The following is an 18,195-nucleotide window of genomic DNA, read 5'->3' as shown; positions in this document are numbered from 1 at the left end:
CCTTTCCTTATAAATACTTTTGCCAAGCGCTACACGCGCTATCGATTAATTCGTAAACATGCTTAAAAGCCTCTTGGCTTTGACGGTAAGGATCGGGTATTTCTTTATCGCCTACCCACTTACCAAGCAAAAATGTTTTACCGCGTGCCTGTGGGTAGCGCGCACACAAGTCATTTATATGGCGCTGCTCCATTACAAGTATTACGCTATTATTTGCAACAAGGTTTGAGGTTATTTGCCTACCTTGATGCGCGCTCATATCAATATTATGTTCGTTTGCAATTAACTGAGCTTGGGCATCGGCTGGTTTCCCTTCAAGGGCAGTTAACCCCGCCGACGATACCGTTACATTTTTACCCTGCAGTTTGCTTTTTAATACATATTCGGCGGTTGGGCTGCGGCATATATTACCTGCACACACAACTAATACAGAATCAAACATACCATTTAACCCTTAGTTTGTGTTTGCTACGTCGTTTACTGCATCTACCGTACTAACAGAAGGCAGTAGTAAGCTTATTACACGGTTCCAGCGCGCAAGCGGTGCACTTGTTACATATACAATGTCATGAGGTTGTAACTTAAACTGCTCGGCCAACACTAAAGCCGCCACATTTTTAGCATGTAGCTGATATACATCGGCAATTACACCGTCGGTTTCTAGGTCGCGTTTACGCAGTACAAAAACACCGTTAGCATCTGCCGTGTTTTCGTTTAAACCACCCGCATCACTTAATGCTTGCGCTAAATTTAAACCATAACGATTAACACCCACTGTACCAGCGCGCTTAACATCGCCTAATACAAACACTTTTTGCATATCGTTACGGTTCACGTGGACAATATCGCCATGTTTTAACAAACGATTTTGTGAAATATCACCTTTAGCGTAAAAGTCATCTAATTTAATAACTTCGGTTTTATCACCGCGTGTAAATGTCACTGTTCGCCAATCGGCAGATTCAGTTAAACCACCGGCTTGGTTTAATGCATCAATTAATGTAAGTGGAATTTCGGTTACGGGTAGTACGCCTGGTTTATTTACTTCACCCGTAACATAGGCTTTTTGGCTTCTAAAACCAACTATTTTAATATCGACCTGTGGGTCTTCGATAACGCGGCTTAAGCGCTTAACAAGTTCTGCGTGTACTTCTTGTACTGTTCTGCCAGCCGCTTGAATATTTGGTGCATATGCATAAGTAATTGTGCCATCGGCTTGAACACGAAAGCCATCAAATTCGGCAGTACGCTGAACAGCCGCTGGTATTGTAAGCTCTGGGTGATCCCATACACCTATCGTTAGTACATCACCAACGCCTAATCGGTATTGGTAGTCAGAAGTATCAACACCCTCTAAGCTTGTTGGTTTAGTATGTGTAACTTGAGATTGTTTTTGCTGATTAATTAAAGAAGAGTCAATGATTTGAATATTTACTTTATCGAGCTCCTTCTCAAGGTTATCTACTTTTTCACCCGATTCGATTCCTTCAAAATGGCTACCGGGGATGATTGTACAGCCAGTCATTGCTAGTAACGCAAATGACGTCACAATTGTTTTACAGCTAAGCGCCATTGTTATTTCCCAAATAATTTTTTAAAACGTCCAGTTTAAATAAACCCACAACTGTTTATTTTTTTGCTGCCTAATTAAAGCATGGCAACCATTGGTTCGCAAGACTGAGTGTTTAGTAAACGCTCACTTGTGACAGTTTTTTGCAAAATAGTTAATGAATGCATCGAGGTTCTTTAGTACCGATTGCTTTTTCTTTATTTTTGATGTTTTCGCGCGAAATAAATTTCACGCTTACAAAAGACACGCACTACACACGTGGGAGGTGTTTTAACACCGAAAGAGCGAACCTTTTCAGCGACATTAAACAACCAGCTCAATTTAGCTCGTATCTCGCTTCTCGTAACTCGTTACTTATAATCCCTTCACAGCTAAAGCAGTTCCTACACGCGATATTCATACACCGTAGGGGGGGGATTAACGCCGAACCACATTTGATACTTTCGCGCGAAATAAATTTCACGCCTACAAAAGACACGCACTACACACGTGGGAGGTGTTTTAACACCGAAAGAGCAAACCTTTTCAGCGACATTAAACAACCAGCTCAATTTAGCTCGTATCTCGCTTCTCGTAACTCGTTACTTATAACCCCTTTCACAGCTAAAGCAGTTCCTACATGCGATATTCAAACACCGTAGGGGCGTTTTAACGCCGAACCACATTTGGCGTTTTCGCGCGAAATAAATTTCACGCCTACATAAACAAGCTCGCATCTCGCTTCTCGTAACTCGTTACTTATAATCCCTTTCACGACTAAAGCCCTCCTACAAGTGATACAAATCTCACGTGGGAGGTGTTTTAACACCGAAAGAGCAAACCTTTTCAGCGACATTAAACAACCAGCTCAATTTAGCTCGCATATCGTACTTCGTGGCTCGAAGCTGTATAAGTCCTTCGGACACGCTTCCGTTCCAGTTCGTCGCAGAGCTCCTCTCGCTCACGCTTGAAAGCAAAACTTTTTGCTTGTCTAGTCCTTCGGACACGCTTCCGCCCCTAGGTTGCAGTTCCTACGTACTGATTTTATTGCTAGTTTTTGTTTTTACGCGTTGTAGCATAATGCCTACACCGTAGGAGGCGTTTTAACGCCGAACATTTTTACCTTATTCACGGCTAAAGCCGTTCCTACGTTAATGTCGTGTTGAATCACGACTTATAAATTTTTCCGCGCCACGCAAGCATGGTCCCTGCGGCCATTCCTACAAGATTACTCGTAGAACTTATAAACTAATTTCTTTGTTATCTACACTTACGGTGACTTGTTTGTTCAATAAATTAACTAACAAAATACTGCGCATGTCGCCATCGGGTTCTTGGTATATGGCTTGAACATTTTTAAACGACTCGGTATTTAAATAAACCACATCACCCGTTTTAGGTAAGTCTGATTTTACTTCGCACGCTGTTTCAAAAGAGCGGAGTTGAGAAATAAGCTGTTCAGGAACAATTTGAAACTTGCTGCCATAAGCTACAAAACCGCTTACGCCCCGCGTATTTTTTACCGCAGAAAAATTACAATTTTGTGTGTTTAACTTAATAAATAAATAGTTCGGAAAAAGAGGAGATGTTTTAATAGAACGGCGTCCCTTTATAATTCGCTCTATTTTATGTTCGGGAAAGAATACCTCAAAACCTTGGTTTTGTAGGTTTGTTTGAGCTCTTAGCTCTTGTTTTGCTTTGCAAAAAAGTAAGTACCAACTTTCCATAGTCACACCCAGAATGCTCATTTTCCTTAAATCCAATCCAAAAGGATTGCTTTTTATGAGTCGGCGATTATACGCATAGAGTTCTGGCGTGTCTATTATAATATTTCATGCTTTTTCTGTCATTAACCTAATCGTTTCCGAACAGATCTCGTGTATATATTTTTTCTGCAACATCTTGCAACTCTTTAACCATACGATTTGCAATAATTACATCTGCACTTATTTTTAGTTCATTGAGATCTTGTGTAACTTTAGAGTTAAAAAAAGTACTTTCTTGTAGCTCAGGCTCAAATACAATGACTTGAATCCCTTTAGCCTTAATACGCTTCATTACACCCTGAATAGCAGATGCCCTGAAGTTGTCTAAACCGGTTTTCATAATAAGACGATAAATACCCACAACTTTAGGGTTTTTAGCAATAATTGACTCTGCTATGAAGTCTTTACGTGTTGAGTTTGCATCAACAATCGCACGAATCATGTTATTAGGTACGTTTTGGTAATTAGCTAATAATTGCTTGGTGTCTTTGGGTAAACAATAGCCACCATAGCCAAAAGAGGGGTTGTTATAATGACTACCAATGCGTGAATCTAAGCATACACCTTCAATTATTTGTTTAGAATTTAATCCATGACTTTCAGCATAACTGTCAAGCTCATTAAAATAAGCCACACGCATAGCAAGGTAGGTATTCGAAAATAGCTTAATCGCTTCGGCTTCGGTTGAATCGGTAAATAAAATATCAATATTTTCTTTAATGGCCCCTTGAGCTAACAAGTTGGCAAATACCTCGGCACGCTCTGAGCGCTCACCCACAATAATACGCGATGGGTGCAAATTATCGTAAAGCGCTTTGCCTTCACGTAAAAATTCTGGCGAGAAAATAATGTTATCTGTTTTAAACTTTTGTTTTATGCTTTCGGTAAAGCCAACTGGTACTGTCGACTTTATCACAATAACAGCATGTGGTTTTATAGCTTGCACATCAGCTATAACTGCTTCAACTGACTTTGTATTAAAATAATTAGTATCGGGGTCGTAATCTGTCGGTGTTGCTATCACTACAAAATCAGCTGCTTCGTAAGCCAAAAACTTATCTGTTGTTGCCGTAAAGTTTAATTTTTTATTCGCAAGGAAATTTTCTATTTCGGTGTCTAATATGGGTGATTTACTCGCATTCAGTAATGCTACTTTTTCTTCAACAATATCCAAAGCGACTACATTGTTGTGCTGAGCCAACAACATCGCATTAGACAAACCAACGTAACCAGTACCCACAATTGTTATGTTCATAATTGCTCGTAAGTAAAAAACAACGCGCTGCTGTATTTACTTACTACGCTAATTTATTTTTGTGACGATTTAATTATCAAGCTACTTTTTTAAAACAACCAGTAAACGTTATTAATTTTAATCGGTAAGTCTATGATCTTGAAATTGCTGAATGAAACCAGTTTAGAAAAGGTAAAAAGAAAGAAGGTAGATTAAACATTGCGGATTGAGAAGAATGTATTTTACACGCGAGACTTAACTGCGTTCACAACATAACATAGGAAATAATACCAAACACTCAAAGGGCCAACCTTATTACTACTCTTAAGTATCTTAAAGTGCCACATTGCGGCCTTAAACTTGTTACTTGATAAGCTATTCGTAGCAACTAAGTAATTTGCAACGGGCTCCTCAATACCTATAGAGTCTGTTTTTTCTATTATATTTAACCACATAGCATAGTCTTCATGCCCTATGTGCTGTTGGTAAAATTTACCAAGCAATTTAGCGTTGTATATGCCTGTTAAGTTACCTATACAGTTTTGTTTTAGCATATCCTTAAGAGTTACACGTGACTTTATTTTTTTTATATTAAGAACATCGCCAGACTCGTTTACGCGATAGTATGCACTGTGTGAAGCGTTTACATTATGTATGTTCATCGCTTCAATTTGAGCTTTTAACTTATTAGGTAACCATGTGTCATCACTATCTAAAAAAGCAATGTATTCACCTTGAGCCACTTTTATACTGTTATTTCTAGCTGACCAAGCCCCTGATGCTCCCTTATTCAAGGTATACTTTATACGTTTATCATTGGAGGCAAGCTCTTGTACAATTTTAGCAGTTGAGTCTGTTGAGCTATCATCTGTAACAAGCAACTCCCAATTTGTATAGGATTGGTTTTGGATTGAGCGAATGCTGTTTTCTATCGTTTTTTCAGCATTAAACGCAGGCATAATAATGGAAACCAACGACATTATTATTTTGCCCCGAAGCCTGTCAGCATAGTTTTTAAAGTCTTGAACACAATATTTACGTCAAGCCAAAAAGACAAATGTTTAATATAATAAAGATCGTAAGCAAGTTTTTCTTTTGTAGAGTCAGTATCATCTGCATAGCCATGGACTGTTTGTGCCCACCCAGTAATGCCTGGTTTAACCATATGACGATAACCATAAAATGGAATATCTTGCTCAAATAACCTCACGAAAGACTCTTGCTCGGGTCTTGGACCAATAAGCGCCATATCTCCCTTTAGTACATTAAAAAACTGAGGTAACTCGTCAATTCGAACTTTTCGAATAAATTTTCCAACTTTAGTAATTCGAGCTTGCTCATCCGTTGCAAACTTATCTTTATCACACAACTTTTCAACGGTCATGCTTCGGAACTTATAAATTTTAAAAACTCGACCAGCTTGGCCAACTCGCTCTTGCGTAAATATAATTGGGCCGGGACTTTCTAACCTGATCAATATCGCCGTTACTATCATTACAAAAAGTGAAAAAGGCAACGTTAAAATAATAATAGCTGATTCCCATACACGCTTAAAAAGCTGATAAATAGGGTTTGGTTGCAGAGTTCCTATTGAGTTTTCAGAAAGATGATGAACTTGTACTTTACCCTTGATCATTTCTTTTATACTTTCGGCATGAAAAACTGAGATTTCGTTCAAGCTACAATCTGCAATAAACTTTTCTTGATAAGGCGTTAAGTTCTGGTGTAAATCAACAACTAAACCATGCTTAATAGCAGTTTGATCATAAGGTTCAGATAGTAAGATCGTTTCAATGTTACTATGAGATTCCAAGTCAGAATAATCAAAATTATCAATCACATGCAACATTAACTTTTTATGATTTGTTCTTAAAATCGTTGTTGTAAATAACCAAGCAAAGCTTGATGCAGCACCGACAAAAATTAGAAATAAAGAGTAATCAAAACGCAAAATCAATACTAACGAAAGTGCTATGCTAAACACTGAAAAAATTAACGGGATTATGTAGTATTTTCGATCAACTAAAAGATACTTCGCCACTAAAGGCAAAGTGAAGGCTGTCGCTAGGTAACTTCCCTCAACAAGCATTAAAGAGTTTTTTACAGATTCCGTAGAGTAAGGGAATGCAGAAAAAGCTAACACCAAGCATGCCGTAAACAACAATCCCAGTGTGTGACATACAAATGAATTTGATAATAGTTTATACACGTTACAATCTTTTAGCTTAACTCTGATTACAACCCTCTGAATTAGAGGGACGAAAAGGATGATATTATACTTAGAACCTATATTGAGGGCAATACTGACTCGTAACAATATTGCACGACCAGCAATACCTTTATGCTTTATACATTACTTTTACTTACCTTAACACCATACTTATTGAAAATATCAGATAAAAAAACAGCCATTAATATACAGTTAAAACTAATTACATTTTCAAACATCATTACAAATAAAATTACAAATAACATGTACAATTCTTTTTCTGTAGCTTTTTTAAATGTATTTAATACCAGCATCATAAAAAGCATATACCCCAAAATTCCAAATGAGAAAATGAGATTAAAAAACGCCATATCGACCTTCTCAAAAGTGACTCCTCCAAAAAGTAAGCCTATGAAACTTGTTGCATTAATGTACTCTGTTATCAGAGTCAGCCTACCACTTAAAGCATAATTTAAAAGATCTGTAACTAACTTAAATGATTGAGAGTAAAGCAAACCATACAGAATTAAAGGTATGAGAAGGTACAAGAAAATTAAAAATTTAAATCGGTGCAGCATACCGACAAAGGGAATCAAAACTATAGAAAGAACAGAGGCAAGCATATATGTTCTTGAACCTAACCAAACTGAAAACGCTAAGAAAATTAAAGTTGAAATAAAAAATAATGCTTTTTGATCATACACATAGATTAAAACGGTAATTGAAAGTATGAGCATTGATATAATATTAGGATTTAAGAAACCAAGTGAGTGTTTTATCGAAAAACCATAACTACTAGCCATCATGAAACTTTTAGATTCAATTAACCCATTTAGTGCAAGTAATGAAACTAATACAAACAAAGTTAATAGTATGCATGAAAGAAAAAACAGATTCAGTTTCTTAGACTTCCAGTCGAAAAAGCTTAAAAATAAAGCAAATATAACGACACTCATAACGTCAAAATAAAATAAATTTTTTGTTATTAGTAAATATAAGAGACAAATAAATAAAAAAAGTAAAATTTTTGATATAAACTTTTTCTTTATCAATACATTTGACTTCAATAAAATAAGGAAAGATAAAGCAAAGCAGATAAACCGAATTGCTATAAGAAGGTTTTTGTTATCTTGAAATAAAAGCATGTAACTAAAAAAGTTACTGACGTACATGAAAATGAAAATAAAATATAGCAACATGCTTTCATAGTATTTATTCATTGATTATTTTGCTTTGCCATAGTTCAAGAATGTGTAAATCATCATAGCTTTTTGATGTCTCTAAACCATTACCTATGAGTTCTTTTGCCAGTTTATCATTTTCAGCTATATCAAGCATTGCCCTAGCTAGCTCTTCAATGCTTTGATCTTGAACTAGGATACCATCATAATTATTTGTAATAATATCTGACGGGCCTGTTTTACAGTCAAACGAAATAACTGCAGCACCGCAAACTTGAGCCTCTAAAATCACTAGTCCAAACCCTTCATATCTTGAAGAAAGAATAAATGCTTTGCTCTGTAAGTAATATTTAGATACATCATTTTGAGCACCAAGTAACTCGACTTGACTAGATAAATTAAGCTCAGAAATTTGAGCTTCGAGATTCGCTCTTTCCTTACCTTCACCAATAATTTTAAGCTTCCACTCTGGGCATTTGTGATGTATCAAAGAGTATGCTTTTAATAAATTATCGAAACCTTTTTGTGGGTCTAATCTACCGACAGCCAAGAATTGCTTCTGCCTATCCTCATAAGCAGGAATATTTTTCGGCTTAACAAGAGTGATTGGATTTATTGTCTTTATCGATGTACAAAACTTTTGATATTTCTTTTGATCAGACTCTGTTAAACATAGCACTTTGTGAGCATATGGATATAACAGTCTTCTTAACACGCGCCACACGATACTCGGCGAGTCAAAGTGAATATGTTCGTAACATATTACTTTTTTTGCTAGAAATAAGGACGCAAGTAATGTGAAACAATTTGTAGATGTCCAATTAGTAACAATGAAGTCTGGGTTTGAGTCTTTAATTATTTTTCTTAATGAAAATAACATCTTAGCATTTGATGAAGAGAAATAGCTTAAACCTGAATTTTCACTGTCATCACTATCAAAACCTAATGAATACCTCTTTACTTCGCTTGGAATTTTAAAGAAATCTTCATCTGGACTTCTAAATGTAACTAGCTCACACTGAATATTTTTATCGTTTAAAAAAATATTTATAAGCTTATTAACTACATTATCAGTACCACCGCAATGCATGGCATGATTAACGAACATAATTTTCATATATTTTCTTCTACTAATGTTGCTAACTCTTCGATTCCTTCAGCTGTTTCTTTATCCGCTAAATTAAGCTTAAATTCGAAGCAAACTTTATGATAGCTAGCGACAAAATTAATATTATAATCTGCCGGCAAGCTATTTTGGGGTCGGCTTTTCATCCACTCTATTGCATCTCTAATCTCACCGAACCCATTCAGTTTTCTTGCTAAGAAATGCTTCTTATAAAATGCATCCCCAAACATCGAAACTGGTTTATTTTTAAGAACCGCCTCATAGCCTACCGTACTAGTTAAAGTGAAGATTCCAGAACATTCATCAATAATCTTTTTTGCATTCAGTTCAGGACGAACCAAAAGAACATTTGGTAAATTAGAGAGCTTTTTATAAAACTGCTTATCCTCAAACGCATGAGCACTTTTATGATCTTTTACTATTAGTAACTCCCCTTTTTTTAAGCTAAAAGCAATATTTTTAATGATATTTAGCTCATCATAAAATCGTCCTAACAAAGAGGTCGACGACTCGGGATGATAATGTAGAGGATATAAAAAGTAAGTTTGGGTATCTAATGGCTCAAATTTAGTAAAATATTTTTTTATTCTATATGAGTTAAGCTTTCTATAAACATTTCGTAATCTATATCGGATTGAAGATACAATAGGCTTACCTAACTGAAACCCTGCACTATTAGACCCCAATGAATATTTGATATGAGTTTTAAGACTGTGTATACCCACTTTTTTTAATGCAGGTAAAGCACTTACTTTGCTTAACCCATTATTCTTCATGTAATCTGGCTCAACTTCGTTAATCTGAGATAAATAATTTTTAGCAAAATCTAAATCATCTGCTCTAAAAGTATTCGATAATAAAGCCTGCTCAATCTTATCTGCTAATTCATTATCATCAGTCGAAAAACAGCACATAGATGGTAATCTTGAAGACGTTAGGCCTAAATATTTACCATTTTCAGATTCGATAGCTTTCCAAGCAATATAAGCAAACCCATTAGACACGTTTTCATAAAAACATGTTGATATATTATGCTCAAGAATGACTCGTTTAAAAAAGCAATATAATCTTTCGACGACTTGACTTGACTTATGTCCTGAAAACTCGCCAGAAAAACCATAGTAGTTGCCTCGGTCAAAATCTGGATGCAAGCACCAAGTATCTAAATTACTTACCAGATCACTGTCTATTGATAGATCATTTTCGAACACCTCAACAGGGATACCACTTTTATCTAGTTGAAATAATTCTTGAGTAAACTTAGAGTCTGTTGCTATGACAACATTGTTGCCTCGCTGTTTAAGCTCAATTGCCAACTTTAGATAGTACTTAGAAAATGCTGCTGTATTAATTAATATTAAAATACTTTTCAAAACCAACTCTTTATTTCAACACTTGGTAACAATAGAAAGCTTTACTCAGGAATGTAATCACTGATGATAAAAGCATAGCCAATACAATATTCATGAACACATTAATATCTGTTGCTACGTAAAGCCCAAAAACACTAACGAAAAAAACTAAAAATTGAAAAAAATGGGTTTTTAGTATCTTTCTGTCTTCATTTGCAGCATAAATTACATAATGGGGTATATATGAAATAACAATGAAAAAATACGCAATAAGCAATCCCCAAAAGTAGTTTATGTAATTCAGGTACTCTTGCTTACCTATATAGCTAAACAAAAACTCTAACAAAACATAGTAACCGGAGATGATCAATATATAAACAAACACTATTGCAACTGCATCTTTCTTCATTTGATTTAAGATTGCGTGCATATTTTTATTTTTAAAATTCTTTATTTGCTTTGGGTAACTAAATTGAAATACAGCAGAATCAGCAAATGTCATAAAAACATTGCATAACCCAACATACACAGCATATATTCCAACTAACTCTTTATGGCCTAAAAGCTCCAGTATCAGTCTATCACCAGTAAAGACAGCCCTAGCTAGCAAAGTGCCAAAAAATAGAATTATAGATATATTTATCCCTCGAATAATCCACTTTGAATCGATATTGAACTTAAATGGTGCAAGAGAAAATATATCTCTTAAATAATATACACCTATAAAAAGTGCTAACCAACTAGAGAGCAGCCAAAAGCCTAGAATGACTTTTAGAGAAATATAATCTGGGTTAAATACCATTAAGAACACAACAATATATGACCAAAGAGCACTTCGAATAAACAACGTCCAACTTGCTGCAATGACTCTTCCTGATGCAATAAGTAATCTACCTATTTCCTGCCCCAGATATTCGCTAATTACAACCATGCAAAATATAAGCAAAATATCTACTGAGAACACATCTAAAAAGAAAAGCAGTAAAAAAGGAATTGTTACAAGTGATAACGATAATAAATTAAAACTTAACTGCTTAGACGCGATTAAAGCTTGCTCACTTTCACTTTGTATAAAAGCTCGATTCGAAAAAGTATAAAAATCAAAACCGATCAAATATATTGAATAAGTTACAGAAGCAATAAAAATACCATACTCCCCCATATCTGATAGGGATAGGTATTTCGCAGCAAGAAAAATAAAGAAAAACTTACTTACAAGCACACTCAAGCGTAATGCTATATTTATCACTACCTCTTTATTGCTAATTAATTTTATAAATTGGTTCAAAGCTTTCAAATTTAAAGATCAACCAGTCTATTTGTAAGAGCTGTACCAGACTTAATAGAAGACTTTGCTTGCTTGCCTATTACATCATGTAAATACTTTGGTGCTAAGCCATAGCCTGGCCTAATACTCTTTACATTCTCATGTGTAAACACGTCACCTTCTGCAACATCCTTTACTACATACAATGAACGCCTAAAGATTGCATTCCCTTTCTCGCTCTCTTTTCGCTCATAATTTACTTTTCCTAGCGCCTGCCATGCTATTTTACTATCTCTGCATAACTGCTCTAACTCTGGCTTCTCTAACGAAAAACTATCATCCGGTCCGCCACCATTTCTGTCTAGCGTAACGTGCTTTTCGATTAAACATGCCCCCAACGCGACCGACGTAATAGCTGTTGTATTATCTATTGTGTGGTCAGATAGCCCCGTTAGCACATCAAAACGCGTTGCCATATCTGCAACCGTTGCTAAGTTGTAGTCTTCTGCTGGCGCTGGGTAACCGCTCACACAGTGTAAAACAACCAATTCTTTACACCCTGCATTTCTCGCTGTTTCTACTGCTTCACGTATTTCTTCTTCGTTTGCCATGCCCGTCGAAATTATCATCGGCTTACCCGTTTTCGCTACATACTCAATTAAGGGTAAATCAATGGCTTCGAACGAGGCTATCTTATAAGCTGGCGCACCAAGCTCTTCCAACATATCCACTGCCGTAAAATCAAATGGCGAACTAAAAATTGTAATGCCAAGCTCTTTCGCTTTCTCAAATAAAGGTTTATGCCACTCCCATGGCATGTGCGCCTCTTCATATAGGTCATAAAGCATTTTGCCATCCCATAACCCGCCTTTAATTAAAAACTCAGGGTTATCACTTTTCATCGTGATTGTATCGGGACGGTAAGTTTGCAGCTTAATTGCATCTGCGCCACATTCTTTTGCCATTTCCATTATTTTATAAGCGTTTTCTATGTTGCCATTATGGTTTGCTGACATTTCCGCAATAATATATGGTGCGTAATCTGGGCCTATCTTTCTGTTATCTATCGTAATAAATTTTGTCATTATTCCTCACTCCACAACTGGTCGAGTAAATTGCTCTGAATTGACTCTCTGATACCCTGCGCTACTAAAAAGCGCTTGTGATGCCGCGTTTTCTTTTAATACCGTGGCATTTATTATCACATCAGGGTGTAAGTTATCTATTTGCTGTAAGGCATATTTTCCTATGCCCTTGCCAAAATAATCAGCGTCAATAAAAATTGAAATCGTGTATTGACCTTGCGCGCTATTATCAAGGCGAACCACACCCACAGGTGCCGTTTCTTTGTTATTTTCGTCAACAAGTTCAATAATATAAAAATAGTCGTTGTTTGCTGCGAGCTTCTTTGTCATCCATGCTTGATGCTCTGAAAAACTCGGCACCGCTTTATTTAATGCATATTTTCGTGTTTCTGGCTTACACTGCCACTCGTAAACTTGTTCAATATCTGAGGTGATAGCGGGCCGTAACTTTAACCTAAACTCACTCAGTTGGTTAATGGCTTTCACCACTCGCTGTACTCCCTGTCCATCACACAGCTGTAAATTAATTCTCCGTATCTCTTCATACTGACTGAGTAATTCATGATACGTCGGCACTAAATCTGTCTGTATTCGAGATAGGTCTACTTGTTTTGCAGCACCTACCAATGCCAAATTACGGCTAATTGTTTGCTGATTTTCAGCCAGGGCAATAATAATGCTTGGTAGCCCAACACATGCTCGCTCCCACGAGGTGCTTCCCGGTGCACCTATTGCAAGTGAATGCTCGGCCATTAATGCTGCCATATCACTTACAAAATCAATATGCGTTACCCAATGTGAGTGTTGTAACGAAAATGCCTTTACACTTTCATAATTTGGCGCACGGGGGCTTAATAAAACGGTGACAAGTGGCTTTGTGTCAAGCTGCTGTAAAGCCTGCAGAGCTCGAAGTGTCGCGTTTGGTGCATCAATGCCTCCCATCGAAAGAAGGATGCGAGGCGGCTGTCGCAAAGGCGGCTGTTTTTCTACTTGGCACTGTTGGTGATATGTCGCAAAAACAGGCGCAATTAGTGCGTATTGCGTTCCTGCAAGTACCAATGCATTGGCATTTTTTCGGTTATACTCCGCTGCGTGTCGTTGTAATGTTTGATCGATAATTAATTCAGCGTTATGCGCTCTCACTAAGTCATCAATTACAACCACTTTACAATCATGCGTTTCTTTTACTCGCTTGTGCCATAAAGCACCAATACCATAATGGTCAACAATGACTAAGTCTGTCGATTTAATTAAATCAGCACACTCTGCTGCATCATCAAGCTCTGGGACTTGAAGCCAGCCTTGATAGTCATCTGTACTAACAGGTTCAACTGGGCACGCTAGCGCTGAAAGTGGGCAAACATTGTGACCGCGCTGCTTAATAAATGATATTAAGTCACCAGCTTGTGGACGAGTCAAAAAAACAACTTGGTGGCCATTGATTGACAGCGCATCCGCCAAAACCAAACAGCGCATAACATGACCACTACCAATGTGAATGGATGCGTCAACCCGAAAAGCAATTTTTAGCATTTGATAACCTGAAATAACGCTTCAGCTAAATCCCAATCCTCTGGCGTATCAATATCTTGCACTTGCTTTCGTGGCAAAAGTACAGCTTTTGACTTAACCCCAAATATAGGCCGTTTAGCTTTAAATGCGTCCGCTGTGCCCCAATAAAATTGGCCCGCATCATGGTATGCTTCAATTAAATCTTGCGAACGGGTATTAAAGTGCTCCGGTTGAAACATTTCAACCGTGCCTTCGGCATTCAGTTTTAGCGCTCGCTGAATAGGAAATGCATAACTCGTTGCACTAAATGCATAATCCAACTCACCCGATTGCAATGCTTCATACCCTTGTTTTAGGTTACTTGGCAAAACAAACGGCGCGGTTGCATAAAGACAACAGACATTATCAACAGCATCACCCTGTGCCTCAAGCCATTCAAGCGCATGTTTCATAACATCCAAAGTCGTTGCGTAATCATCCGCAATATCTGCTGGTCGCATAAACGGCACCTGTGCGCCAAACTGCTGTGCAACATCGGCAATTTCAGCATCATCTGTTGACACTATCACCTTGTCAAAACACCCGCTTTTGATAGCCGCTTCTATCGAATAGGCTATCATTGGCTTACCATGAAACAGTTTGATGTTTTTTCGCGGAATGCGCTTACTGCCACCCCTCGCTGGAATGATTGCTATATTCACGACTATTCACTCAAAACAGCTGTTAATTGCTTCACAACGTCATCTTGCTGTTCATGGGTCATCCCGTGAAACATCGGGATAGAAATCGCTTCTGCGTAATAACGCTCAGCTTCTGGGTAGTCACCTACGTTAAAACCCATTCGCTGATAATACGGCTGCAAGTGCACCGGAATATAGTGCAAATTGACTCCGATACCCGCTGCTCTTAGCTCATCAAATACCTGCTTGTGTGATTTGGTGATGGCGCTTAAATTCAAACGGATTACATATAAATGCAAACCAGAATACGTCTCAGGCAACTGATACGGCAAAGTAATCGGTAAATGTGCAAGCTTTTCATTGTAACGATTAGCTAACTGATGGCGAGCAGCGACAAACGACTCTAAGCGTGACATTTGCGACACTCCTAGTGCCGCCTGTAACTCTGTCATACGGTAGTTAAAACCTAGGTCAACTTGCTCATAGTACCAGCCACCGTGTGATGGATTTTCCATCAAGGCTTCATCTCGAGTGATACCATGACTTCTATACAGTGCCATTTTATCGGCCAGCGCTTTATCATTTGTGAGTGCTGCGCCCCCTTCTGCCGTCGTGACAATTTTAACAGGGTGAAAACTAAAGACGGTTATATCACTGTATTCACACGCACCAATCGGTTGTGACTGGTAACGACCACCAATCGCATGCGACGCATCTTCTATTACTTTAAAACCATACTCGCGTGATAGCGCATGGATAGCTTTCATATCACAAGGTTGACCGCACAGGTGAACAGCCACTAACACCTTTGGTAACGTTCCCGAAACTTTAGCGCGTTGTAACTTCGCCTCTAATGCAGTAGGACATAGGTTGTACGTTTGTGGATCAATATCGACAAAATCAACCGTCGCACCACAATAAAGGCCACAATTAGCTGATGCAACAAATGTGACGGGTGTTGTCCAAAGAACATCACCCTGCCCTAGCTCCAAGGCTAAACAGGCAATATGCAATGCTGAGGTGGCACTATTAACTGCTAATGCGTAATGTGCACCGGTGGCATCCATTAACGACTTTTCAAATGCAGGCACTTGTGGCCCTTGAGTTAAAAAGTCTGACTTCAATACCTCAACAACAGCGTTGATATCTTCTGCTGTGATAGATTGCTTTCCGTACGGTATCATTTATGCGTTCTCTTATACTTCAAACGTAGGATCAACGTGCTCTTTGACTAAGTGGCGTAAACTTTCAACGGTTTCCCACTCGGTGTTTGTACCTGAGTTGTATTTGAAACCAAAAGGAACTTTCTTCGCTTTATGGTGCTCAAGAAATTGCGCTTCAGTGTACATGTAAGAAACTGACGGTAGAATCGCGTACTTGTCACCTAAATCAATGGTATTAATTGAGTCGGTTTCAGTGAGCATTTCTTCATGTAACTTTTCACCAGGGCGAATACCAACAACTTCAGTCTTACACTCTGGAGCCACGGCTGTAGCAACATCTAAAATTTTGTATGAAGGAATTTTAGGAATAAAGATTTCACCACCTAAATGATGGCCAATCGCAAACATAACCAAATCTACGCCATCTTGAAGGGAAATATTAAAACGTGTCATTTCTTCGTGCGTAATAGGTAGAATACCGTCTTGACGCTTATTCAAGAAAAATGGAATAACCGAGCCACGTGACCCCATAACATTACCATAACGAACAACGCTAAATTTAATGTCTTTTGAGCCTTTAATATTGTTCGCCGCTGCAAATAACTTATCTGATGCAAGTTTTGTTGCTCCGTATAAGTTAATTGGGGCACATGCTTTGTCTGTTGACAATGCAACAACGTCTTTAACGCCGCATTCTAGTGCCGCATGAATCACATTCTCTGCGCCATCTACATTAGTACGAATACATTCTGTTGGGTTATATTCTGCTGTATCTACTTGCTTAATTGCAGCAGCATGAATAATCACGTCAACACCTTCACACGCTTGCTTTACACGCTCTTTATCACGTACATCACCAATAAAAAAGCGTAACTGGGGAAACTGTTGTGGCGGATAGCTCATACGAAGCTCTGATTGCTTCAATTCGTCACGAGAAAAAACAATAATCTTTTTCACGTCAGGGTAACGCGCTAAAATTGTCTCTATAAATTTCTTACCGAATGAACCCGTGCCACCCGTGATTAATACTGTTTTGTTATTTAACATTTTGTTCTCTCTAAAGTGATTTGGTTAAGTATGGATAGTTAAATAACATTACTTAACCTCAAAGTGTCTAGGGGAAACTGAGTTACCTCTTCTAAGAATGTAGTTCAAGAAAACGAGTGCGACTCCCACTACACCGCCAATTAAAGTCATAAAAATACAGATCAATGCTCTTTTTGGCTTAAACTTTTCTTCTGGTATTACAGCGGGATCAATAGTCCTGAATACATATTCATCTCTAACTTCAGAAAACATTATAGTCTTACTCTGCTCTTCAATGAGTTTATAAAGGATCGCCCGCATGTCAGCTACATTCGTTTGCTCGATCTGTTGCTTAAGGTATTCAATATTTTTAACAGAGCTACTAAGATCTCGTTGTTTCATTTTTTTATTGATATCTTGCACTAGCCATCTAACCCACTTTTCAGCAACATATGGGGAGTAATGCTCTACAGAAAGAGTGATCATTCCTGTTTCTTCTGACACATTTATAGACACAATTTTTGTATACTCTTTGTAAGCTTCTTGCATTGATGGTTTTGCTTTTAATGGCCACTCAACCTTACGAACCCACTTTTGAGTATCTTTATCGTATAGATCCTCATTGTATAAAACTTTATTGCTGGCACTATCCCAAGACTCTGCTGCCATTAAATCAGCTAAAAGCTCATGTGAATTAATAAACTCACTAGCAAACTGCCTCGACTTAATAATCTCAATAGCTAATTGTACCTTATCGCCGCCTTTATTGGCATTAAGGTTAATACCTGCAAAACTAGCGAGACCACTAAATTGGCCTGTTAAAGCTGATAACCCACTTGCTGTATCATTATCAGCTGCAGGAGCTAAAACTGCATATGACTTATATACATTTGGTAATAGGAGTGAAATTAGCACTCCTGATAATGCAAACAAGATTGTTATTATCAATACTTTCAACCGACCTTGCCAAATAATAAGTACAAACTCACTAATATTGAGATACTCATCATCTCGTGGGCTCAATTTTTTTTCTGTCACACTATTG

The 18,195-nt window shown here is 37.6% G+C and carries 16 protein-coding genes; all 16 read right to left on the bottom strand.

The genetic code is table 11. From position 1 onward, the window contains the following. Window positions 1-7 precede the first annotated feature (7 nt). The 16 genes from LPA49_RS14665 to LPA49_RS14590 all read right to left on the bottom strand — a co-directional run bounded on the left by LPA49_RS14665 (window position 8) and on the right by LPA49_RS14590 (window position 18,188). On the bottom strand, window positions 8-442 hold the full coding sequence (locus LPA49_RS14665; protein WP_075593921.1) for a low molecular weight protein-tyrosine-phosphatase: 435 nt from the start codon (window positions 440-442) through the stop codon (window positions 8-10). Between the two features lie 12 nt (window positions 443-454). After that, complete coding sequence (locus tag LPA49_RS14660) at window positions 455-1,573, bottom strand: polysaccharide export protein (RefSeq protein WP_230236909.1); 1,119 nt, start codon at window positions 1,571-1,573, stop codon at window positions 455-457. A 1,217-nt stretch (window positions 1,574-2,790) separates the two neighbouring features. After that, window positions 2,791-3,276, bottom strand: a complete 486-nt coding sequence (gene rfaH / locus LPA49_RS14655) for a transcription/translation regulatory transformer protein RfaH (protein ID WP_075593919.1) — start codon at window positions 3,274-3,276, stop codon at window positions 2,791-2,793. 127 nt (window positions 3,277-3,403) lie between these two features. After that, window positions 3,404-4,570 carry a nucleotide sugar dehydrogenase gene (locus LPA49_RS14650; protein ID WP_230236907.1) on the bottom strand — a complete coding sequence of 389 codons (1,167 nt, stop codon included), beginning with the start codon at window positions 4,568-4,570 and terminating at the stop codon, window positions 3,404-3,406. A gap of 221 nt (window positions 4,571-4,791) precedes the next feature. Further along, complete coding sequence (locus LPA49_RS14645; protein WP_180311177.1) at window positions 4,792-5,529, bottom strand: glycosyltransferase family 2 protein; 738 nt, start codon at window positions 5,527-5,529, stop codon at window positions 4,792-4,794. Between the two features lie 2 nt (window positions 5,530-5,531). Continuing rightward, window positions 5,532-6,758, bottom strand: coding sequence for an exopolysaccharide biosynthesis polyprenyl glycosylphosphotransferase (locus tag LPA49_RS14640; protein WP_075593916.1), 1,227 nt, complete (start codon window positions 6,756-6,758; stop codon window positions 5,532-5,534). Between the two features lie 137 nt (window positions 6,759-6,895). After that, on the bottom strand, window positions 6,896-7,564 hold the full coding sequence (locus tag LPA49_RS14635; RefSeq protein WP_143474487.1) for a hypothetical protein: 669 nt from the start codon (window positions 7,562-7,564) through the stop codon (window positions 6,896-6,898). Between the two features lie 406 nt (window positions 7,565-7,970). Beyond that, the gene (locus LPA49_RS14630; protein WP_075593914.1) at window positions 7,971-9,056 is read right to left on the bottom strand and encodes a glycosyltransferase family 4 protein; all 1,086 of its coding nucleotides are present in this window, start codon (window positions 9,054-9,056) and stop codon (window positions 7,971-7,973) included. Beyond that, a complete protein-coding gene (locus tag LPA49_RS14625; RefSeq protein ID WP_118844699.1) occupies window positions 9,053-10,438 on the bottom strand; it encodes a hypothetical protein in 1,386 nt (461 codons plus the stop codon). The genes LPA49_RS14630 and LPA49_RS14625 overlap by 4 nt, the downstream gene beginning before the upstream one ends. A 10-nt stretch (window positions 10,439-10,448) precedes the next feature. Beyond that, complete coding sequence (locus LPA49_RS14620) at window positions 10,449-11,666, bottom strand: lipopolysaccharide biosynthesis protein (protein ID WP_162898060.1); 1,218 nt, start codon at window positions 11,664-11,666, stop codon at window positions 10,449-10,451. 50 nt (window positions 11,667-11,716) lie between these two features. After that, window positions 11,717-12,769, bottom strand: a complete 1,053-nt coding sequence (pseI, locus tag LPA49_RS14615; protein WP_075593911.1) for a pseudaminic acid synthase — start codon at window positions 12,767-12,769, stop codon at window positions 11,717-11,719. Window positions 12,770-12,775: 6 nt separating this feature from the next. Beyond that, window positions 12,776-14,302 carry a UDP-2,4-diacetamido-2,4,6-trideoxy-beta-L-altropyranose hydrolase gene (gene pseG / locus LPA49_RS14610; protein ID WP_230236904.1) on the bottom strand — a complete coding sequence of 509 codons (1,527 nt, stop codon included), beginning with the start codon at window positions 14,300-14,302 and terminating at the stop codon, window positions 12,776-12,778. Beyond that, window positions 14,296-14,982: a pseudaminic acid cytidylyltransferase gene (gene pseF, locus LPA49_RS14605; RefSeq protein WP_075593909.1), complete on the bottom strand. Its 687-nt coding sequence runs from the start codon at window positions 14,980-14,982 to the stop codon at window positions 14,296-14,298. The genes pseG and pseF overlap by 7 nt, the downstream gene beginning before the upstream one ends. 2 nt (window positions 14,983-14,984) lie before the next feature. Continuing rightward, window positions 14,985-16,145, bottom strand: coding sequence for a UDP-4-amino-4,6-dideoxy-N-acetyl-beta-L-altrosamine transaminase (gene pseC, locus LPA49_RS14600; RefSeq protein WP_075593908.1), 1,161 nt, complete (start codon window positions 16,143-16,145; stop codon window positions 14,985-14,987). A 12-nt stretch (window positions 16,146-16,157) separates the two neighbouring features. Next, window positions 16,158-17,171 carry a UDP-N-acetylglucosamine 4,6-dehydratase (inverting) gene (gene pseB / locus LPA49_RS14595; protein WP_075593907.1) on the bottom strand — a complete coding sequence of 338 codons (1,014 nt, stop codon included), beginning with the start codon at window positions 17,169-17,171 and terminating at the stop codon, window positions 16,158-16,160. Window positions 17,172-17,219: 48 nt separating this feature from the next. Then, entirely contained in the window at window positions 17,220-18,188 is a 969-nt protein-coding gene (locus LPA49_RS14590; protein ID WP_075593906.1) for a Wzz/FepE/Etk N-terminal domain-containing protein, read from the bottom strand. Between the last annotated feature and the right edge of the window lie 7 nt (window positions 18,189-18,195).

Source organism: Pseudoalteromonas sp. MB41 (genome assembly GCF_020966275.1).
Lineage (GTDB): Bacteria > Pseudomonadota > Gammaproteobacteria > Enterobacterales > Alteromonadaceae > Pseudoalteromonas > Pseudoalteromonas lipolytica.
This window is presented reverse-complemented; position numbering and strand designations above follow the sequence as displayed.